Here is a 21,987-nt window from a genome sequence, read left to right on the forward strand (position 1 = left end):
GGCGACTGACTGTCAGAGACAATCAGCGGGGTCCGCCGGTAAGACCGGTCGCGCCCGGGTGCGCTCCTACCGGGTCTAATGACGGGAGAGGCGCTCCAGGCAGCTGCGGATCCCAGGCATGGCCATCACCATCGCAGTCCACGCAAGGCCGTGCCCCCGCGTCCAGCCACACGCCCCACGCGCAGGAGCGCACCTGGGCGCGACGGGCATTACCGGTAATGCGGTCGCGCCCGGGTGCGCTCCTACGGTGGGGGGCGCGTCTGTCTGCCCGGCAGTGAGAGGCACATACGACAACGCCCGCGTTACGCGGGCGTTGTCGTTTCAAGGCATAGCGATCAGCCAGCGATCAACGATCGCTCTTGAGGTACTGCAGGAACGGGTCGTTCTTGTCCAGCACCACCACGCCGTTGCCGTCGGTCATGGAGCCGCGGTACGCCTCCAGGCTGCGATAGAACGCGTAGAACGACGGATCCTTGGCACCGGCCTGGCCGTAGATGCGGGCAGCGTCGGCATCGCCTTCGCCGCGCAGCTTCTGCGCATCACGCTCGGCGTCGGCCACGATCACGGTGGACTCGCGGTCGGCCTGGGCGCGGATGGTCAGGGCCTGCTCTTCGCCTTCGGCGCGCAGCTTGCTGGCTTCCTGCTTGCGCTGGGCGCGCATGCGCTCGTAGACGTCGGTGATCACCTGGCTGTCGGTCGGCAGGTCGATCTGCTTGATGCGCAGGTCGGTGATCTGCATCCCCAGACCCTTGATCGCGCCGTTGATGCCCTTGAGCTGGTTGGCGATCAATTCGCTGCGGTCGCCGGAGACCAGCTGCTGCAAGGTGCGCGAGTTGATCTGGTTGCGCAGCGAGTCGGTGATGATCGGGGCCAGGCGCGAATTGGCGACCGACTCCTCGCCACCGGTGGCGCGGTAGAACGCCCGCACATCGGAGATGTAGCCGATGGCGAAGAAGTCCACGCTGACGTCTTTCTGCTCGGCGGTGAAATAGCGCGCCGGAGCGGTGTCCAGCACCTGGAAGCGGCGGTCGAACACGCGCACCGATTCCACCACCGGGATCTTGAAGTGCAGGCCGGGCTTGAGGTCGGCACGCACCACACGGCCCAGGTTGAGCACCATGGCGGTCTGGTCCTCGCGCACCACGAACACCGAGCCCATCAGGGTCAGCAACACGGCGACGATCAGGCCGATGACTAGCGAATTCTTCATTATTCGGTTCCCTCACGGCCGGTCGGGCGCGGCCCGCGCTCCGGGTTGCGGATGGCCTCGCTGCTGGAATTTTGCGGCGGATTCAACAGCACGTCCTGCGGCACCATCGACGGCATGCCGCTGTTGCCCGAAGTGCCGTTGCTTGCGGACGCCTTGCCGGCGTCGGCCGGCAGCGGCACGTAGATGACCTGGCGGCCATCGCTGCCGATCACCTTGCGGTTCTCCGACAGCACCTTCTGCACGGTTTCCAGCCACAGGCGCTTGCGCGTGACCTCGGGGGCGTTGGCGTACTGCTCCTGCAACAGCGTGAAGCGATCGGCGTCGCCCTCGGCCTTGGAGATCACCGCCTGCTTGTAGCCTTCGGCGCCGGTGCGGGTGCGCGCACCCTGGCCGCGTGCCTCGGGCACCACCTTGGCGGCGTAGGCCTGGGCTTCGTTGATCAGGCGCTCGCGCACCTGCTGGGCACCGTTGACCTCGTCGAAGGCCGGCTTCACTTCTTCCGGCGGGCGCGCGTCGGGCAGGGTCACGCCGGTGACGGCCAGGCCGGTGTTGTAGGCATCCAGTGCCGCCTGCAAACGATCCTTGGAGGCGATGGCCAGCGGGCCGCGGTTGTTGAGCACGGTATTGAGGTCGGAACGGCCGACCTGCTCACGCACGGCACTCTGCGCGGCCTGCTCCAGCACCAGATCGGCATTGCGCGAACCGAACAGGTACTTGCGCGGGTCGCTGATCTGGTACTGCACGTTGAGCGAGACGTTGACGATGTTTTCGTCGCGGGTCAGCACCGGCACCTGGTTGCTGAAGGTCTTGATCTCGGTGGCGTTGACCTTGCGCACCGACTCGACCGGCCAGGGCAGCTTGAAGTTCGGGCCGGGCTGCAGGATGCGCGAGAACTGGCCGAAGCGCAGCACCACGCCGCGCTGCTGTTCGCCGATGAGCTGGAAGCTGGAGAACAGCACCATCAGCACCACCGCGACCAGGATCCAGCGCCCCACGCCGCCGTCGAACAGCTCTTTCAACGGCGCGGGCAGGTTGCCCCAGCCACCACCGTTGCCACCACCACGCGGGCCCCAGGACCTGCGACGGTTGGGGTCCGGGCCGTCTCCGCCCTTGTTGCCGGGTGTGTTCCAGGCCATGCACGCTCCATGATCGAGGGGCTGTGCGGGCCAGTCCCGCAGTGCCGCCGTGTTGTTGATTCGCCGATTCTACTAGATGGGGCAGACCGACCGTTTTGAAAGGCCCCGATTGCTGCATCCCGGTTTAGCCGCCGGGGTGGATCGAGCCGAGGGCCGGGTTGGCAGGCGGGCCGGGACACGGTGTCAGCGCGATCGGGGAGGGTCAAGCACGGGGCACGCGCTTGCTGGAGTTGGCCGATGGTGCTCGCGCCAGGGCTGGACGCGGACCCGGCTTGCGATGCGCTGCACGATGACCACAGCGTGCTGCTCGCTGACGTGGCCAGCGTCGGTCGACCGACTCCGGTGTTCGGCCTGGCGGGATGCGCCAGCGGCGCGCTCGGGCGAAACAACCGCTGCGCAGTGCCGACCCCGGGTTGCGGCGCAGGAGGCCGCCGATGGCGGGCAGGCATCGATGGGCAGACGGCACTGGCGGCGCAGCGGAGGCTGGCGTCAGCGCCGAGGTGGTGTGGCTGGGGTGATGCGGCGTTGCACCCCCTGCGGAAGGAGCCCGCCAACCCTGCTCGCCCCTCGCCGGCGGACTCACTCAGCCGGCGGTTCGTTCTTCTGGTTGAACACGCGCTCCATCACTTCCAGCAACTCGTCCTCGGAGAACGGCTTGGTGATGTAGGCGCGCGCACCCTGGCGCATGCCCCACATGCGATCGGTGTCCTGGTCCTTGGTGGTCACCAGGATCACCGGGATATGCTGGGTGGTCGGCTCGCGCTTGAGCGTGCGGGTGGCCTGGAAGCCGTTGAGGTTGGGCATCACCACATCCATCAGCACCAGATCCGGCAGCGAGGACTTGGCCGCTTCCACGCCGGCGGCACCATCGGTTGCAGTGATGGTCTGGTGCCCCAGCTTCTCGACGATGCGCTGAATCCCCAGCAGCTGCGACGGCGAGTCGTCGACGATCAGGATGCGTGCCATGTGTTTCCCCTAGTGTGCGCGGCGAGTGTAGTGCGCCGGCCGCGCTTGCGGTAGCTGGGCCAGGCGGTGTGCCGGGCGATGCCGTTGCGAGCCGTGATCCGGTGGCGCGCCGCGATTGCCCAGCCAATGCGTACTACGTTGGACAGGACGCAGCTGGATGCAACAACGTCGCAGGAAGCCGCTCGCCCACGTCTCACGTGCATGCTGCCCTGCCCTCGATCCCTCATCGATACGCGGGGAGGCGACTGACCCTTCTCCCATCGGGAGAAGGTGGCGCATAGCGCCGGATGAGGGTAAGGCACTGCTTCAACCTCGCAGATCGACGTTCATTACACCCCTGCCCACCGAACCCTTACCCCAATCCCTACACGAAGAAGGACGATTGCTCCCTTCTCCCATCGGGAGAAGGTGGCGCGCAGCGCCGGATGAGGGTAAGGCCGCGCTTCAACCCCACAGATCGACGGTGACAAGCGCACCACCCGCCGAACCCTCACCCTATCCAGCGCGTCGCCCCACTCCGCCTACACCGCCTCGCCGAACGCCTTGGCCAGGTTGCGGTAGGCCTTCTTCTGCGCATCGTCGGTGGGGGCCGGGGCCAGGATTTCCAGCTCCACGATCTGGTCGCCCGGGGTGGCGCCCGGCAGGCCGCGGCCGCGCAGGCGCAGCTTGCGGCCGGCGTCGGAGTCGGCGGGCACCTTCAATTCCACCGACCCGCCCAGGGTCGGCACGCTGATGGTGGTGCCCAGTGCCGCCTGCCAGGGCATGACCTGCAGGGTGTACAGGATGTTGCGCCCGTCCACCTCGAACTGCGGGTGCGCGGCGTATTCGATCTCCAGCAGCAGGTTGCCGCCGCCATTGCCCTGCCCGCTCAGGCGGATCACCTGGCCAGGCTGCACGCCCTTGGGCACACGCACGTCCAGCTGCTTGCCGTTGATGGTGATGCGCACGCTGTCGCCTGCATACACCGCTTCCAACGGCACCGCCAGCTTGGCGCGGGTATCCCCACGCGCCTGCGCACCGGCGCCTGCCCCGGGACCGGCGCCCGGGCCACGCGGACGGCCGCCGCGCTGGCCGGCGAACAGGCTTTCGAAGAAATCGCTGAAGCCGCCGCCGGCGCCGCCGTTGCCGAACACTTCCTCGTAGTCGTAGCCCTGCCCACCGCCGTAGCTGGGCGGGGCCTGGAACTCGTCGCCCGGGCGGAAGCCCTGCGCCTTGAGCTGGTCGTAGGCCTTGCGCTTGGCCGGGTCGCGCAGCGCCTCGTAGGCTTCGTTGATGGCCTTGAACTTGTCTTCGGCGCCGGCTTCCTTGCTGACGTCGGGGTGGTACTTGCGCGCCAGCCGGCGGTAGGCGGTCTTGATCTCCGCATCGCCTGCGCTGGGCTCCACGCCCAGCGTTGCGTAGTAATCCTTGAATTCCATCTAATCACCTCTGAAAAAAATGGCCCGCAGCCGAGGCCACGAGCCAGTCATATCGCAGCCGGGCGGGCAACCGCACCTATTCTACGGTGCGGTTGCCGCCGGGAAGCGAAGCAGGCCGCTTCGCTCCAGGTTTTTGCGGCCTTATTGCACCGTGCCGCCGCTGGTGTCCTGGCCGGTACCGACCTGGATGCGCCGCGGAGTGGCCGCCGGGCGCTTGGGGATGCGGATTTCCAGCACGCCGTTGTGGCCGGCGGCGGTGATGCCGTCGGGGTCGGCACTGTCGGGCAGCGCGAAGCGGCGGTGGAAGCTGCCGTAACGGCGCTCGATGCGCGAGAAACGCTCGGTCTCGGTGCTGGACTCGCTGTTGCGCTCGCCCTTGATCGACAGGATGCCCTTGTCCATCTGCACCTCGATCTGGCTGGGGTCGATGCCCGGCAGGTCGGCATACAGCACGAAGTGGTTGGCCTCTTCCTTGATGTCCACGCGTGGCACCCACTGCGCGGTCACCACCGCCGATTCGTCGGTGTCGCCGTTGTGTTCGAAGAAACGGTCGAACACGTGCTTGATCTCGTTTTGCAGCGCGTGGGTGGGCCACTGGGGATAACGAACGATGTTCATTGCGAGCCTCCAAAAGATTGGGTGAGGGGCCGGCTGCCGCGGCATGCGCGATTGCGCCGGCCATGTGCGTCAGATAGGCGTGCGGCTGCGGATTTCAAGCGCGTTGACGCGCTTTTCCCCTGCGCCTTTCTAGAATTCGTTCAGCCACAGGAGCCCGCCCCATGACCATCCACGTTGGTGACCGCATTCCCGAAGTCGTGCTCAAGCGCCTGCGCGAGGGCATCGAGGCGGTCGACACCCACAGCCTGTTCGCGGGGCGCAAGGTGCTGCTGTTCGCGGTACCGGGCGCCTTCACCCCGACCTGCTCGGCCAAGCACCTGCCGGGTTATGTGGAGCACTTCGATGCATTCCGCAAACGCGGCATCGAAGTGCTGTGCACCGCCGTCAACGATCCGTTCGTGATGCAGGCCTGGGGCCGCAGCCAGCTGATCCCCGACGGCCTGCACCTGCTGCCCGACGGCAACGCCGAACTGGCCCGCGCGCTGGGCCTGGAGATCGACGCCAGCGGCTCGGGCATGGGCCTGCGCTCGCGCCGCTACGCGCTGTATGCCGACGATGCCGTGGTCAAGGCCCTGTTTGTCGAAGAACCCGGCGAATTCAAGGTGTCTGCCGCCGATTACGTGCTGCAGCACCTGCCCGATTGATGCATTGATTCCCCCCAACCACTCAGAAGGAAACCGGCCAGCCATGTCTACCCAGCCAGCCAAGCAACTCCCTGACGGCATCACCGATACGGCCACCCTGCGCAGCCGCGCACGCCAGAGCATCGAAGACGGTGCCATCACCGAGAGCTACCACGCCGACCGCGAGGCGGTGATCGACCTGCTCAACACCGCACTGGCCACCGAATACGTGTGCACCCTGCGCTACTACCGCCACTACTTCATGGCCAAGGGCATGCTTGCCGACGCGGTCAAGGGCGAGTTCCTGGAGCATGCGCAGCAGGAACAGGAACACGCGCACAAGCTTGCCGAGCGCATCGTGCAGCTGGGCGGCGAACCGGACCTCAACCCGGACACGCTGACCAAGCGCTCGCATGCCGAATACAAGGAAGGCAGCGACCTGCGCGACATGGTCAGGGAGAACCTGATCGCCGAGCGCATCGCCATCGACAGCTACCGCGAGATGATCGATTTCATCGGCGACAAGGACACCACCACCAAGCGCATCCTGGAAAGCATCCTGGCCCAGGAAGAAGAACATGCCGACGAGTTTGCCGACCTGCTGGAAGGCTGGATCGGCGAGTAAGCGGCGTGCGCCGCGTGATTGCAATCTAGCGATGTGTTGCGATCGATGATGGCGTCGACACCGACACCGACACCGAAGATAAGTTGAAGTTGAAGTTGAAGTTGAAGTCGATTCGATGATGCAACAGACAGGGCGCCGAGAGCGCCCTTTCTGTTTTTTTCGTGTCGCCCAAGCGCCACGTAGGAGCGCACCCGGGCGCGACGTGGCATTCCCGGTAACGCCCCGTCGCGCCCGGGTGCGCTCCTACGGAGGTTGCCGGCCACCGCACATGTCCATTACCGACCCGGTCAGCGCAGTACGCGAAAGCGCAGCTGTGTCCAGGCGCCATCGCCGGCCATGGCGGTGAGCGTATGCGTGCCGACTTCCTCGAAATCGCGCTGAAATCCCTGGCGTCCGTTGGTCTGTGCGATCCAGCGGCCGTCCAGCAACCAGTCGATGCGCGCGTCGCTGCCCAGGGCGCGCAGCTGCAGGCGCACCGGGCGCGATGCGGCGTTGGCACGCGCCAGCGTGGCGCGATCGCTGAGCCCGTCGATCCGCAGCACACCGCCACCGGTCATGCGCCCATCCGGCAGACAGTCCGCGGCCAGTGGCGGCAATTGCGCGGCCTTGCGCTCGGCCGCACTGAGCCAGGGCGACACCAACGCCGGCCAGCGTGCCACGGCCTGCGACACGCGCTGATGCGGCTGGCTGCACTCCTGCGACAACCGCTGCCCGCTGCGCGCATCCACATCGAAATGCAGCTGCCCGCCGTGCCATAGCCGCGCATCGCGCTCGGCAAAGGTGGGCGGCACGGCGCCATCGAGCACGTAGGCATCGGCGCGGCGTGCGCATTGCGCCGGTGGTGTCTGATCGGCCGCGCCGCCGAGCGGCCAGCAGATGGCCAGCGCCTGCACGGTGGGCGGCATCGGCACCGGCGCGCTGTCGCCGGCGCTGCGCGGCAAGGCGTCGATGACTTCGAACATCAGCGGCAACGCGGTGACGGCGCCGTACTGGCCGGGCAGCGGCGTGCCGTCCGGCCGCCCCACCCACACCCCGACCGTGTAGCGGCGCGTGCCGCCGATCGCCCACGCATCGCGGTAGCCGTAACTGGTGCCGGTCTTCCACGCCACGCCCGGGCGCGCGGCGGTGTCGAAGGTGCCGCTGCCATACCCGGGACGCGGATTGCTCTGCAGGATCTCGCGCACGATCCAGGCCGCGCCCGGCGACATCAGCCGGCGCTCGATGCGCGGATCGTCCGGCGTGTAGCGCACGCGCCCGGCGATGCCGCCGCGATTGAGCGCCGCAAACGCGCCCACCAGTTCCTGCAATTGCGCACCGGTACCGCCCAGTATCAATGCAAGCGACGGCGTGCTGCCATGTGCGAAACGCAGGCCGATCCCGGCATTGGACAGCCGCGCAGCAAACCGCGCCGGGCCGATCCGGTCGAGCAGGTCCACCGCCGGCACGTTCAACGACAACCGCAACGCCGTCGCCGCGCTCACCGGGCCATTGAAGGCCGCATCGAAATTGCCGGGCCGGTAGCTGCCAAAGCCCTGCGGGGCATCCACCAGCAGGCTTTCGGAGTGGATCAACCCATCGTCCAACGCCAAGCCGTACAGGAACGGCTTGAGGGTGGAGCCGGGCGAGCGCCAGGCCTGCACCATGTCCACATGCCCCAGCCGCTTGCGATCGCCGAAGCTGGCCGAACCCACATATGCGCGCGCTTCCATGGTGGCGTTGTCCACCACCAGCAAGGCGGCCGAGGTGCGCTCGGGTAGCTGCGAAAAGTAGGTCGTGACGCGTTCTTCCAGGGTGCGCTGCAGCTCCACATCCAGCGTGGTCACGATGCGTGCCGCGCGCGGTTGCGCGCTGTGCAACCGCTGCGCGAGCAGCGCCGCATGCAACGGCGGTGTGAGCGAGCGCGTCACCACCGGCTCGATCCGCGCATCGTCCACCTGCGCGCGCGACCACACCCCCAGCTCCACCATGCGGTCGAGCACCTTGTCGCGCGCGCGTTGCGCAGCCTCGGGATGGCGATCCGGGCGCAGGCGGCTGGGCGATTGCGGCAATACCGCCAGCAATGCGGCTTCGGCCTGCGACAAGGCCCTGGCCGGCTTGCCCAGGTACGCCCAGCTGGCTGCTTCCACGCCTTCGATGGTGCCGCCGTAGGGCGCGCGCTCCAGATACAGCGTCAGAATCTCGCGCTTGCTCAGGTGCGCTTCCAGCTGCAGCGCACGCAGCAGCTGCTTGACCTTGCCCCACGGCGTGCGCGTATGCGGGTCCAGGATGCGTGCCACCTGCATGGTCAACGTCGAACCGCCGGAGACGATGTGCCCCTGCCCGATCCACTGCCCGCCGGCACGCAGCAGGCCCCACGGATTGACCCCGGGATGGCGCCAGAACCAGCGGTCCTCGTAGTTGAGCAGCGCTTGCAGATACAGCGGCGACACACTCTGCGGGCTGGCCGGATAGCGCCACACCCCGTTGCGGTCGGCGAATGCGCGCAGCGGGGTGCCATCGCGTGCCACCACCAGCGTGGAGGTGTCCCGTGATTTGGGTAGTGGCAGTGGGAAGGCCAGGTCCAGCAGCAACACGGCAGACAGCAGTGCTACAGCGCTCCAGCGTAGCCCTGTCAACCAGCGGCGGCCATGCCGGGCCACACCATCGTTGCCAGCGGCGCGTTCCTGCGTCCGGTCGATCCTTGCCTGCGCGTGCTGCTGCTCATCCATCCTGGCAAGGATGCAGGGCAAAACGCATTTCGGCCACTATCACGCGGCACGCTGTGGCGGTGAGTGGTCAACGTTGCCGCGCACTGCGGCCTTACACGAGGACACGCGCGGGGCGAGGCGGCCTTACAAACAGCCGCAACAAGCCCATCGCCAGGAACACAGCAGACAGCCGCAGGCTTGTGCCAAACCAGCCACTGGCGGCCGAATCGGAAACCGCAAAGACCGTCCAGGCCGCGTTGAGCGAGACATGCAACACCCAGCCGCTCCAGATCGTGTAGCCATCCTGGGCGTCCACAATGGCAAACAGCAGCGCACCGACACCGGTGATGGCGAAGATCAACACTGCCTCGCCGCCTGCGCCGTCTGCGCCAAGCCAATGCACGCCGCCAAACACAAGCGCCTGCACCAGCGCAGCGATCACCGGGCGCCAGGCCAGCGCACGGCAGGCAAAGACGAAGCCGAAACCGCGAAAGACGATTTCTTCGGCCAGCGGAAACAACAGTGCCAGCCACAGCAAGCCAGGCAGATCGTCGGTACCGACCGAGCTGGACTGGGTCCACAGCCCAAGCCAGCACGGCAGCGTGGCCAGCAACGTCAGCGCCGGGCCACGTATGCCGTTCCAGCGCAGCCCCAGACGCGCCGCGAGCTCGCCGGGCATGCCAGGACGCAGCAAGGCCGCTGCGACCAGCACGACCACCACGCTGAGCAGATTGTCGGCAATCCCGCCGCCGTAGGGCACCGGAATTTTCGGGATTGGAAAACCAAGGGCCTTGGCCACATCGCGCACCTGCAGCGCGACCAGCAGCACCAACAACCAGGCCACATGCCGAACGACGCGGCGCGGTGATGTATCGAGCGGCATGCAGACGTCCTTGCGTGCAAACAGCGGGTGACTATACCGCTGGCGGCGACATCGGCGCAGCGTCCGGGGTTGATGTGGCGCGACCAGGTTCGGTTCGCATCGCGCCTCAGTTTCCCGCCGCAATGCAACGCGAGGCTTACTGCTGCTCCAGCGCGGCGCGATAACGCAGCAAGGCTTCCGGCGCGTCGGTCTGGATGATCGACACGCCATCGCGGTACAGGCGGCCCCAGACCTTGTCGGGGTCGCGCGCGGCATCGGCGTCGCCACCGTAGCCGGCAATGAAGCCGTCCCACAGCGAGTTGACCATCAGCCGCACCTTGTGCGCCTTGCTGACCGTCGCCAGCGCCGGCAACTGCGCCGCGGTCATCCTGGGCAGTTCGAACGCAGCCGGATGCGCGTTGCGTGTCTGCGCAGTGGCGATCGCGGCCAGGTCGGCCTTGCCATGGGCGTTGATCAGGATCGGGAAGAAATACACCTTGTCGAACGGCAGCATCGCCGCCAGTGGCGGCGTGGCGATGCCGGCCTCGGCCTTGACGATCACCTGATGCTGCATGCCGGCACGAGCAACCGCGTCGACCACCTGCACGTAGATCGCATCCTTGACGTCCAGGTTGAGCAGGATGTGGCCCTTGGAGGCAGCCAGCATCTGCTTGAGCGTGACCACGCGCTCATCGGTCAGCGGCGCCTGCGCGCCGCCTTCGTCGCTGCGCAGGTGCAATTCTTGCAGGTCAGCCAGGGTCAGCTCGGACAGTTTGCCGGTGCCGTCGGTGGTGCGGTCCACAGTGGCGTCGTGCAGCATCACCAGGGTGCCATCGGCGGCGCGGCGCACGTCGGTCTCCATCACATCGGCACCGATGGCGATGCAGCGCTCCAGGGCGGCCAGCGAGTTCTCCGGTACGCTGTCCTTGAAACCATGATCAGGCGCTGGCGCGTGGCAGCCGCGATGGGCCACCACGACGATGCCGCCGTCAGGATTGGTCAGCCGGGCCTGGATTGCAGCCACGCCGGTGGGCGCCGCGCTCGCATGGGTGGCCAGTGCGGCGCACAGCATGGCCGCGACGGTGGCGGCAGTACGTAAGGTCATCGAACAACTCCGCTTGAAGGGATTAACAGAAGTATTGCGTGTCGGTCAGGTGGGCGCGGCCGGCACCCGACATGGCATCTGCCAGGTGCACCTCTTGATTTCCACGTACCGCGCGCACTTGCCGGGCTCTGCTCGCCATGCCAGCTTCGCCGCGCCTAGAGCGTCGGCGTAAAACGCAGGCCGAACCAATAGGTCGTAGGCACCGAGTAACTGTCCTTGAGCAGGTTCTGCCCGGGACCGGTGACGCTGGTGATGCGGCTGTGGGTGAGGTTGCTGACCTGGCCGATCAGGCTGAGTTGCTTGCTGATCGCATAGGTGGCGGTGAAATCCAGCTGCGAGCGCGGCGACCAGTAAAGATCCTGCCAATCGATGTTGCTGACGATGGCGCGCAAGGCCTTGCCCTGGCGATTGTAGGCCGCGCGCAGCTCCAGCCCGCCGGTGTTGTAGAACAGCGTGGCATTGGCGGTGTAATCGGGCTGGCCGACCAGGTTGTCGAGCTTGCGCTCGCGCTGGCGCACGTTGCTGCCGCTGCCAACGCTGTAGGGCACATCCAGGCTGCCATCGAGCACCGCAAAATTTGCACTGAAACCGACCCCACTTAGCCACGGCGCGATCGGCGCCAGGGTGTTGACGATGCCGTTGAACTCCACTCCGCGGATACGCGCCTTGGCGGCATTGGCCGGCGTGCTGATCAGTGCGTTGGCGTAGGTGGTGCCGTCGAACGTGAAGCTGTCGGTGCGCGAAAGCGTAAAGATCTCGTCCTGGATGCGCTTGTCGAACACGGCCGTGGACGCGAACGCGTCGAAATCGCCAGGCAGGCGCCATTCCAGCGACAGATCCAGGTTATTGGACACGCGCGGCTTGATGTCCGGGTTGCCGATGGTGACGGTGACGCCTTGCGCATTCGGGTTGCCGGCATCGGCCGTGTTGACAAAGCCGATCGAGGTGCGCGCCGCGTACGCATCGTATGGCGGGCGGCCGAGCGTACGGCTTGCGCCGGCGCGCAGGTCCAGTGCATCGGTCAGGTGGTAAGTCATGATGGCCGAGGGCAGCAGATAGTGGTAATCGGCGCTGGTCGGGTTATCGACATACACATAGCGGTTGGTCGCGGTATCCAGCTGGCGCTGGCGACCGACCGTATCGAGCCTGGTGCTGTCGAAATGCAGGCCGCCCTGCACGTTGAAGCGCTCGCTGCGGTAGCTGACCAGGCCATAGCTGCCGACGGTCTTTTCGGTATGGGTGAAGTTGTCCTGGTTGCTGAAGGCCTGCTGGTCGGTGCTGTTGAACGCGCTCAGCGGCGTGGCGGCCAACGCGCGATTGGCCTTGTCGGGATCGATGGTGATCAGGTTCAGGCCGGCATAGCGCATCGGCGCCCTGCCGGTGCCTGCCACATCGGCCAGGCCGAACGCCGGCGCACTGGTATTGGGCTGGTACTCGACGCGATAGATATCGTAGGACGGTTTGTCGGTGGTGTACGCCACGCCTGCCGCAAAGCCGATGCCCTGATCGCTCTCGCCCTGGTTGAACCCGTAATCGAGCCGGCCGGTGAGGATGCGGTCGGCCGCGGTGCGTTTGTAGTCCGGACGCCAGTACGACAGGCTGTAGTTGCCCAGGTCGTTGTAGGCCTGCGGCGACACGCCGAAGCGCTGGTCGAAGCCGGAGGTGTCGTAGTTGAATGCGTAATTGGGCGTGGCGTTGATGGTCACGCCGCTGCCGGTCTGGCCCACCGGGACCGGCGCGGCGCGGGTAATACCGGTGGCGTACTTGATCATGCGGATCGGCTCGTCGTAGGTCGCATCCGACCACGCACCGCGCGCGGAGAACTGCTGCCGGTCGGTGGGCCGCCAGATCGTGCCCAGCTGCGCGACCTTGGTGCGCGTGGTGACGATCTGGTTCGAATAGCCCACTTCGATGTCGCCACCGGGGTAGCTGCCGGAGCTGGCGGTCTGGTTGAACACCCGGCCACGGTTGCGCGGGTCGATGATGACCTCGTTGCGCTCCATGTTGTCCTTGAAATAATAGTAACCGGCCGTTGCATAGGCCTCGAGCGCGGCACTGGGATGTACTTCGAACTTGCCGGTGACACCGTAACGGTCGCGCTGGTTCTGCACGTACCAGTATTTGTCCTGCTGCGGCACCGCCCAGCCATTGCCGAGATTGGCGCCGGTCTGCAGCACGCCGTTGGTGTCGTAGAACCCGTAATGCACCGTGTCGGTGGTCATATGGGTTTCGGTGTAGCTGCTCAGCGTCTGGTAGTTGGCCGACAGCGTGACCCCGTACTGCTGCTCGCTACCGAAGGTGCGGCTGCCGGTGGCGTTCAAGCGATACCCCGGGTCGTCCTGATCGCGCGGCTTGCCGACATCGTTGGCGTGGCCAAGCGCGGCTTCGGCACTGAAGAACGGCTTGCCGCCATTTTCGAACGCGCTGCGCGTCTTGAGGTTGATCGCGCCGCCCGTGGCGTTGGGATCCAGATCGGGCGTGAAGGTCTTGACCACCTGCAGCTCGCTGACCATCGACGCCGGCAGCAGGTCCAGACGCACGCCGCGGGTGATCGAACCGAGCGTGCCGTTTGGCGTGCCAGGCGAGGCGATGGTCAGCCCGTCGATGGTGACGTTGTTGTAGGACGGGCCCAGGCCGCGCAGCACCGGTGTGGCCGCTTCGTCGCGCGGATGCTCGTTATCCGTGGCCGGCAGTACCGACAGGCCGGGCACGCGGCGCAGCGCTTCGACGATGGTGCTGTCGGGCAAGGCACGCACATCGGTGGCGCTGATCACATCGGTAATGTTGGTCGCCGCGCGCTTGCTTTCCACCGCCGCGGCATTGGCACGACGCACACCGGTGACCTGCATGGCGTCGAGGGTCTGCACGCCGGCTTTGGTGGTGGCCGGTGCATCGCTATTGGCTGCATCGGCTTGCGACGATACAGGTGATGCAGCCGAAGCGGGGGCTGTCGCTGCGGCGTCGATGGAATCGGTCCTGCGGATGGTGGCCGGTGCGTCGCTATTGGCTGCATCGGCTTGAAACGATACGGGTGATGCGGCCGAGGCAGGGTCTGTCGCTGCAGCGTCGATGGGATCTGCAGATGCATCTACTGGCAATGCAGGACGTCGCTTTGCAGTGGCAACGTCAGCAACGGACTTGGTTGCCTCGCCGTTACCAGCTGTAGCTGAGGCGATGGCGATGGCTGTAGCCGTACCTGCGCTCGTTAATGCGCTCGCGCTCGCGATCGTGGCCATAGCCGCCAAAGACGCCTCCGCGGGGGCGCCAACTGGAATCCCCGCACGCGCGGTGGCCCATGCCTGCGAAGCAGGCGAGCATGCCGCAACGGCCACGGCAAGAACGGACAGGTGCAAACGGTACGAATCGGAGCGCTGCATGGAATCCCTAGGTCGCGCAGCAAGGACGCCGCGCCGGTGAGAAAGCACGCCACCGTAGCCAGTCAAAATGACCCCTGCATGTCACGCACACCGCATCAAAAAGACAGCGCGCAGCGATGTCTCCACATGCGCAGCAGCGGCTCTGCCGGCGTGGGAGCGCGCTTGCGCGCGATGCGGCTTTCCAGGTAACGCCCCATCGCGCGCAAGCGCGCTCCTACAGGGGCCAGATGGCATCCCAGAATGGATGCGCGCCGAGCCGTTGTGCCGGCCNACGCGCATCGCATCGAAGACAGCGCGCAGCGATGTCTCCACATGCGCAGCAGCGGCTCTGCCGGCGTAGGAGCGCGCTTGCGCGCGATGAGGCGTTCCCGGTAACGCCCCATCGCGCGCAAGCGCGCTCCTACGGGAGCCAGATGGCATTCCAGAATAGATGAGTGCCGAGCCGTTGTGCCGGCCAGGGGCGCAGCGGAGTGGCGACGAGGTAAAGACGCCGCGCCGTCGGGAAAGCACGCCAGCGTGGCCAGTCACAACCCTTGCATGTCACGCGCATCGCATNGTAAAGACGCCGCGCCGTCGGGAAAGCACGCCAGCGTGGCCAGTCACAACCCTTGCATGTCACGCGCATCGCATCGAAGACAGCGCGCAGCGATGTCCCCACATGCGCAGCAGCGACTCTGCCGGCGTAGGAGCGCGCTTGCGCGCGATGCGGCTTTCCAGGTAACGCCCCATCGCGCGCAAGCGCGCTCCTACAGGGGCCAGATGGCATCCCAGAATGGATGCGCGCCGAGCCGTTGTGNCGCGCTTGCGCGCGATGAGGCGTTCCCGGTAACGCCGCATCGCGCGCAAGCGCGCTCCTACGGGAGCCAGATGGCATCCCAGAATGGATAGGCGCCAACCCGGTCAACCAGCCCGGCGCGCAGCGGATTGGCGATCAGGTAGCGAGCCACGATGCGCAGATCGTCATCCTTGCGCAAGGCGCGGTCGTGATAGGCACGCGTCCAGACCGCAGCGCGCACCCCGCGTTGCTCATTGACTGCACGCGTGCTCGCGGCCTTCATGCATGACACCGTCCGCGCCAGTGGCGTCACATCTCCCAACTGCACCAGCCAGTGGACATGGTCCGGCATCAGCACCCAGGCGAGCAACGAGGCATCTTTCGGTACCGCGGCGATGAAGGCGCGGCACGCTGATGCGGCCAGCTGAAAATCGTCGAACACGCGTCGCCGCTGGCAGGTTGTGGCAGTGAGGAGATAGCAGCAACGTGCGAGCGAGCGCCGGCCACGACGTCGCGCGCGATGTCCCGGCGACATGGGGTTGTTCATCGTTGCATGCTGCCCCACCTACGCAAGCGCTTGCAGGGCAGTGAGACGCTCGCTTCGGTGAGAAAACTCCCAACCGTAGGAGCGCCCTGGCGCGCGATGGGGCACTCCNGGCGACATGGGGTTGTTCATCGTTGCATGCTGCCCCACCTACGCAAGCGCTTGCAGGGCAGTGAGACGCTCGCTTCGGTGAGAAAACTCCCAACCGTAGGAGCGCGCTGGCGCGCGATGGGGCACTCCTGGGAAGGCCCCATCGCGCGCCAGCGCGCTCCTACGTTGATGGCTTACGGCTGCACTCCGTTCGCCGCTGGCAGGTTGTGACAGTGAGGAGATAGCAGCAACGTGCGAGCGAGCGCCGGCCACGACGTCGCGCGCGATGTCCTGGCGACATGGGGTTGTTCATCGTTGCATGCTGCCCCACCNGAAAACTCCCAACCGTAGGAGCGCGCTGGCAGGTTGTGACAGTGAGGAGATAGCAGCAACGTGCGAGCGAGCGCCGGCCACGACGTCGCGCGCGATGTCCTGGCGACATGGGGTTGTTCATCGTTGCATGCTGCCCCACCCACGCAAGCGCTTGCAGGGCAGTGAGACGCTCGCTTCGGTGAGAAAACTCCCAACCGTAGGAGCGCGCTGGCGCGCGATGGGGCGCTCCTGGGAAGGCCCCATCGCGCGCCAGCGCGCTCCTACGTTGATGGCTTACGGCTGCACCACCGTCATTGTCGCCGGCGTGCTGCGCCCCACGCCACGCAGCTCGGGGCGGTACATGTCTTCCACCAACGAGGGCGGCACCGTGTAGGTGCCCGGCGTGACGGCGCGCACCAGGTAATACAGCTGCGCCTTGCTGCCCGAGGACAGCGCCAGCGCGGCCACATACCGGTCGTCGCGGAACTCTTCGTGCTTGACGTCGGCGGCGCTGGAACGCTCGCTGATGCCGATGCCGTCCACCACCACGTCGGCCCACTGCTTGGCATCGCCGAGATTGAAGTTCTCGATCTCCAGCCCGGCCGGCAACAGGTCGGTCAGCAGTGCGTCGGGCATGTTGCTGTTGGCGGTAATGGCCACGCGCACGATCAACGCTTCGCCTTCCTTCAATGCACGCGGCGTCCACGGTTTGCCGTCGGTGGTGTACCAGCTGCGCTCCACGCTGAGGGTGCGCGTGTCCGGCTCCGGCGCGCTGCGCGGGATGCCGGCCACTTCCAGGCTGGCGTACATCGGTGCCTCGCCCTGCGGTGCGAACTGCACGCCGCGCGCCAGGGCGGCGCTGTCGAAACTGCGCCCGAACAGGCGCGCCGGCGCGATCTCCTGCGTCTCGCCGCCAACAGTCAAGGTGCCGGACACCTGCTTGCCCTGCCCGACCATCAAGGCCTTGCCCAAGCGCGCCAGCGCCACCTGCTCCTGCGTGCTCAGCCACAGCCAGCCGGTGGCGCGACGTGCATCCAGCGCACGGCCCAGCGCAACAGCGCGGGTGTCGTACTCGGGCCTGGACAGGCCACGCTCGTGCAACAGCGCCATCATCAAGGCATCGTCGCGGATCGCGCTGCCGTAATCGGCGAAGTACGACGGACGCTCGCTGCTGTCCTTGGCAAAACCGGCCTTGATCGCCGCCTGCCCACGCTTGGTGTCGCCCTGCAGCGACAACGCCGCGCCCAGATGCACCAGCGACAAACCGGTCAGCGCCTTGTCGCGCTGGTTGTCGTAGAGCGCACGCAGCGTGCCCAGCGGGGCGCGGTTGACGCGTGCCAGCACGTAGCCGGACCAGGCCTGGTTGGCGAACTTCAGGCTATCGCGGCGATCCTGCCCGTAGAACTCGTTGCCACCGGACAGCAGGTCCTCGCTGAGCCGATTGAGCGCCTTCTGCAGCACGTTGTCGGGCACCGCAAAACCGGCGTCCTTGGCATCGAGCAGGAACTCGGCGATGTACGGGGTCAGGCCCGGATTGACGTAGCCGTCGTCGCCCCACATCGAGAAATGCCCGCTGGCGATCTGCATCGAAGCCAGGCGACCGAACGCGCCTTCCATGCGCTCGCGGCGCTTGCCCGCCTCCAGCCCCTTGGTGCCCAACGCCCGGGCGGTGGCGTCGTCGAGCAACAGCGCGGCGTAGCCCTTGCTGGTGGTCTGCTCGGCGCAGCCGTACGGGTAGTCCAACGCACCCTGCAGGGCGCTGGCGAATGGAATCGGCGGCAGCGGGCTGACCACCATGCGCGCGGTCACCGAGCCGGCCATCAGGCCATCGGCAAAGCCGCTGTCCAGGCTGATCGGCGCCAGCGGATCGAGCACGCGCGTCTGCGCACGCAACACCTGCGGCCAACCGGCACGCACCGGCAGGTCGTAGCTGCGGTCGGCCTTGAAGCCGTTGCCGTCCACGCGCACGCGCACCTTGGCCACGCTATAGCCTTCGGTGGCGCTCAGCGGAAAGCTCAACGTCTGCTTGGCATCCACACCGAGCTTGACGCTGCGCGCCGCCTCGGCAATGGCCAACGGGCCAACACCCTCGACGCGCACATTGAACTCGCCCGGCTTGCCGGTGAAGTTCTGCACATCCAGCGTCACCGTGCTGCGGTCGCCCGGCGCCATCACGCGCGGCATGCTGGCCTCGGCCAGGATCGGCGCGCGCACCACGGTTTCCATGGACTGATTGCCGAACCGCGTCTCCGAATACACCAAGGCCGACACCCGCAAGGTGCCGTTGAAATCCGGTACCGGCAGTTGCACGCGCGCATTGCCACGGGCATCGAGCTTCACCGAGCCGGAGAACAGGTCCACGGTCTGCACGCGCGCGGTCGGGCGCTTGGCTTGCGGCAAGGCTTCCAGCGCCATGTCCCCGCCGAACTTGAGCTTGCCGCTGGCGCCTTCGAAACTTTCGATCACCCGCCCGTAGATGTCGTAGGCATCGGTGCCGAGGCGACGCTGCGCGAAGAACTGCGCATTGGCATCGGGCACCGGGAAACGGGTGATGTTGAGGATGCCCACGTCCACCGCCGAGATGGTCACGTGTGCGGCCTTGCCGGCCAGCTCCGGCACGCTCACCGTCACCGGCAAGGCCTGCTCCGGGCGCATCTGCCTGGGTGCCGCCAGGCCCACCGCCACGCGCCGCGCCTTGCGGTCCATCGGCACATACGCCACGCCCACCGCGCGCGCCGGGGTGATCTTGCTCGGTGCACTGCCGCCGCGGAACACCAACGCGGTGACATACACATCGTGGCGCTCCCAGGCCTCGGTGACCGGAATGTCGAACGTGCTGCCCGGCTTGACGTCGATGTCCTGCACGTACAGCAGCTTGTCGCTTTCCACCAGCAGCACGCCCTTGCCGGCATGCGGCGGGGTCAGCGTGACGGTGAGCGTGTCGCCGGCGCGATAGGCGGTCTTGTCCAAGGCCAGCTTGACCTTGTCCGGGCGCGCGTCCAGGCCGCGATTTTCGTCGTTCCAGCTCCAGCCGGCGCGGAACGGGTAACGCGTGGTCAGCCCGGTGGCCGGGTCGAACACGTCCAGGCGGTACTCGCCCCATTCCACCGGGAAATCGAGCTTGGCATTGCCGCTGCCCACATCCAGCGTGCGCGTGTCCTTGTTCTCGAAGCGGCGGGTGAAGTCGTAATCCCAATGGTCGTCGGTGTAGTTCCAGTGGTAGTCGCGCAGCTCGCGCACCAGCGTGGCCTTCAGGCCCTTGGCCGGTTGCGGCTTGCCATCGGCATCCACGCGGGTGAGTTCGAAGCGCGCGGTGCCGTTGGCATCGGTGCCGTCCTTGTCGTCGAACAAGGGGCGCACGCCGACCAGCGCCTTGGCCGGCCACAACACGCGCTTGACGGTGCGGGTGACGGTGCGCCCGCCGGTCTCGTAGACGCTGCCCGAGACCACCGCGGCAATCGTGCTGACCGGCTTGGCTTCGGCGGGCAGCGCGATGTCTTCGCGCAGGATGCCGTCGCTGCCGAACGTGGTATCGATCACGTCCCCGGCGTCGCGCGGCAGCTCCAGCGTGGGGTCGCCGAAGAACCAGCCCGGCAAGGACTCAAGCGGATGCTGCTCGACGCTGACCGCCAGCTTGGCGGTGAAGCGGTTGCCATCGGCTGGCGCGCCATACAGATACGCGGCATTGGCGACCAGCCTGAACGGCTGGCCGGCGCTCAGGGTCTTTTGCGCGGCATCCAGGTCCAGCTTCATGCGCTCGGGCAGGAACTCTTCCACGCGCACCGTCATGCCCTGCACGGCGTCCTTGCTGGCCGGATCGGTACGGAATTCCACCTGCCAGCGGCCGGTGGGCGCGTCGACCGGAATCTGCTGGGCGAATTCGAAGTAACCCTGCTCGCCCGGCTGCAGCCTGGTCTCGCGGAAGGTCTTGCCGTCCGGCTGCTTGAGCCGCAGGAACACCGGCTGCGGCTTGGTCGGCTTGCCGTCGTTGTCGCGCAGGATCGCCGACACGCGCATGGTCTCGCCGGGGCGATACAGGTCGCGGCCGGCCCAGGCGAACACGTCGAACCATGCGCTTTGCCGCCCGGCCACCGCGAATTCGCTCAGGTCCAGCGCCGGCTGGTTGAACGGCAGCACCGAGATATCGGTCTTGCTGCGCGCCACCAGCACGTGGCCGGCATCGAGCGTGTAGTTGAGCAGCGCATTGCCGTTGCCGTCGGTGGCGCCCTTGAGGAACAGCTCGCCCTTGGCATCGAGGATGCGCACGTCCACGTTCTTGATCGGCTGGCCGCTCTGCAACGAGGCGGTGTGCACGAACAGCTTGTCCTTGTAGGCGCGCGTGTGCAGGCCGATGTCGCTGACGGTGAAGAACGCGGTCTCCTGTTCGTTCTCGAAGCTGCCGGCGCGCTTCATCACCGCAAAGTACAGGCCGGGTTCCTGCAGTTCCTTGATGTCCTGCGTCGGCAGGTAGGTCAGCACGCGCTCGTTCTGCTTGCCGCCCAGAATGAAACGATTGACGTACACCGGCTCGGCCAGCTTGGACAGCGGCTGCTTGTCGTTGTAGTCGTTCTCCAGCTCCCAGCTGCCGCGACGGCCGCCGCGCTGGAACTGCTGGAAAAAGGCCGGCAGTGACTTCTCGCGCACGCGCAGGAACTCCACGTCCACTTCCGGCACGTTGACCGACACCACCGGCAGGCCGCGGCTTTCACGCGCCGGCAGCACGCTGCCTTGCGAAGCGAACCCGGCCACCGGCTTGAGCGCGCCGGTGTAGACCTTCTGCTTGAGCGGCTTGCCCAGGCGGCTGCCGTCGGCGGCCAGCAGGTTGGCGTCGACCAGCACGGTGTAGTCCTTGGCCGCTTCCACGTACGGGTAGCGCAGCGTCTTGCCGTCGTCGGACAGCGTCCAGCTGCTGTCGCCGGTGCCGACCTTTTCCTCGAAGCGCACCAGCGCATCGAAGTCCTGGGTGCCGACCAGCGGCCGCGAGAATTCCAGCGCCAGCGACAGCCCGTCGCTGGTCTGGTCGGGATAGGCGCGCGCCAGCGCAAACCCGGTGATCGCCTGCCTGTCGGCCTTGATCGCCTCGCCGCTGGCGGCGGGCAGCTGGCCGCTCTCGTTGCGCTTGCACGCCACCGCGCCGATCGCCACGCTGAGCAATACCACCCACAGCAACATGCGCCGCATGCCCGACGCCCTCATCCCTGATTCCCGGCTGTCCATTCGTGCAATCCCATGACTGAGGCGGCCAGTATAGCGACGCGCCTGACCTGCATGCGCCGCGCGGCAGCACAGGGATCGCGCCATGCGTTTTGCGACAGCCTCGGACAGTCAACGGCCCCCTCATCCGCCCTTCGGGCACCTTCTCCCGCACGCGGGAGAAGGAGTACCAGGAATGGATGGATGGACGGCGCAATGCTTGGCACCGCGCGTCGAGTCGCTGCATTCGAGCAAGCGACGTGTGTCCCTGTTCGTCGGCTCGCCTGCCTCGCACCCGCGGAAGCTGTTTCGACACTTGAGCCGTACCAGCAGCCCCAAAAAGCTCATGACGCTCCCTTCTCCCGTTGACGGGAGAAAGTGCCCGAAGGGCGGATGAGGGACGATTCACGCCATTACGAACGCTCACACCAGCCAGACCAGTCAAA

14 protein-coding genes are annotated in these 21,987 nt (G+C 66.7%); 3 read left to right on the forward strand and 11 right to left on the reverse strand.

Annotated features, from left to right (window positions below; translation table 11 throughout):
• Positions 1-346: 346 nt before the first annotated feature.
• The 5 genes from hflC to C0541_RS09745 all read right to left on the reverse strand — a co-directional run bounded on the left by hflC (position 347) and on the right by C0541_RS09745 (position 5,348).
• A complete protein-coding gene (gene hflC, locus C0541_RS09725; RefSeq protein ID WP_039523939.1) occupies positions 347-1,210 on the reverse strand; it encodes a protease modulator HflC in 864 nt (287 codons plus the stop codon).
• Complete coding sequence (gene hflK / locus C0541_RS09730) at positions 1,210-2,346, reverse strand: FtsH protease activity modulator HflK (protein ID WP_115047918.1); 1,137 nt, start codon at positions 2,344-2,346, stop codon at positions 1,210-1,212. Before hflK ends, hflC begins: the two co-directional genes overlap by 1 nt.
• 579 nt (positions 2,347-2,925) lie before the next feature.
• Entirely contained in the window at positions 2,926-3,312 is a 387-nt protein-coding gene (gene pilH, locus C0541_RS09735; RefSeq protein ID WP_115047920.1) for a twitching motility response regulator PilH, read from the reverse strand.
• Positions 3,313-3,833: 521 nt separating this feature from the next.
• Positions 3,834-4,730, reverse strand: a complete 897-nt coding sequence (locus tag C0541_RS09740; protein ID WP_115047922.1) for a DnaJ C-terminal domain-containing protein — start codon at positions 4,728-4,730, stop codon at positions 3,834-3,836.
• Between the two features lie 141 nt (positions 4,731-4,871).
• On the reverse strand, positions 4,872-5,348 hold the full coding sequence (locus tag C0541_RS09745; protein WP_115047924.1) for an Hsp20/alpha crystallin family protein: 477 nt from the start codon (positions 5,346-5,348) through the stop codon (positions 4,872-4,874).
• A 161-nt stretch (positions 5,349-5,509) separates the two neighbouring features.
• Between C0541_RS09745 and C0541_RS09750 the strand changes: the two genes are divergently transcribed.
• Together C0541_RS09750 and C0541_RS09755 are read left to right on the forward strand one after the other, a co-directional pair.
• Positions 5,510-5,992 (forward strand): peroxiredoxin, encoded by a 483-nt coding sequence (locus C0541_RS09750; protein WP_016903926.1) that lies wholly within the window; start codon positions 5,510-5,512, stop codon positions 5,990-5,992.
• A gap of 43 nt (positions 5,993-6,035) precedes the next feature.
• Positions 6,036-6,596: a ferritin-like domain-containing protein gene (locus tag C0541_RS09755; protein WP_115047926.1), complete on the forward strand. Its 561-nt coding sequence runs from the start codon at positions 6,036-6,038 to the stop codon at positions 6,594-6,596.
• Between the two features lie 287 nt (positions 6,597-6,883).
• Here the strand turns inward: C0541_RS09755 and pbpC are convergent, their stop codons facing one another.
• Complete coding sequence (pbpC, locus tag C0541_RS09760; RefSeq protein WP_238601303.1) at positions 6,884-9,274, reverse strand: penicillin-binding protein 1C; 2,391 nt, start codon at positions 9,272-9,274, stop codon at positions 6,884-6,886.
• Between pbpC and C0541_RS21325 the strand changes: the two genes are divergently transcribed.
• Positions 9,224-9,367 (forward strand): hypothetical protein, encoded by a 144-nt coding sequence (locus tag C0541_RS21325; RefSeq protein ID WP_238601305.1) that lies wholly within the window; start codon positions 9,224-9,226, stop codon positions 9,365-9,367. The genes pbpC and C0541_RS21325 overlap by 51 nt on opposite strands.
• 28 nt (positions 9,368-9,395) lie before the next feature.
• Here C0541_RS21325 and C0541_RS09765 read toward each other — a convergent pair whose 3' ends face one another.
• From C0541_RS09765 to C0541_RS09790, 5 genes are all read right to left on the reverse strand, one after another.
• On the reverse strand, positions 9,396-10,166 hold the full coding sequence (locus C0541_RS09765) for a CPBP family glutamic-type intramembrane protease (RefSeq protein WP_115047930.1): 771 nt from the start codon (positions 10,164-10,166) through the stop codon (positions 9,396-9,398).
• A 136-nt stretch (positions 10,167-10,302) separates the two neighbouring features.
• The gene (locus C0541_RS09770) at positions 10,303-11,250 is read right to left on the reverse strand and encodes a glycerophosphodiester phosphodiesterase family protein (RefSeq protein ID WP_115047932.1); all 948 of its coding nucleotides are present in this window, start codon (positions 11,248-11,250) and stop codon (positions 10,303-10,305) included.
• A gap of 155 nt (positions 11,251-11,405) precedes the next feature.
• On the reverse strand, positions 11,406-14,627 hold the full coding sequence (locus tag C0541_RS09775) for a TonB-dependent receptor (RefSeq protein ID WP_115047934.1): 3,222 nt from the start codon (positions 14,625-14,627) through the stop codon (positions 11,406-11,408).
• A gap of 854 nt (positions 14,628-15,481) precedes the next feature.
• Complete coding sequence (locus C0541_RS09780; protein ID WP_115047936.1) at positions 15,482-15,949, reverse strand: REP-associated tyrosine transposase; 468 nt, start codon at positions 15,947-15,949, stop codon at positions 15,482-15,484.
• 693 nt (positions 15,950-16,642) lie between these two features.
• Positions 16,643-21,520 carry an alpha-2-macroglobulin family protein gene (locus tag C0541_RS09790; protein ID WP_429001344.1) on the reverse strand — a complete coding sequence of 1,626 codons (4,878 nt, stop codon included), beginning with the start codon at positions 21,518-21,520 and terminating at the stop codon, positions 16,643-16,645.
• Positions 21,521-21,987 lie beyond the last annotated feature (467 nt).

Source organism: Xanthomonas arboricola, from assembly GCF_003353015.1.
Lineage (GTDB): Bacteria > Pseudomonadota > Gammaproteobacteria > Xanthomonadales > Xanthomonadaceae > Xanthomonas > Xanthomonas arboricola_E.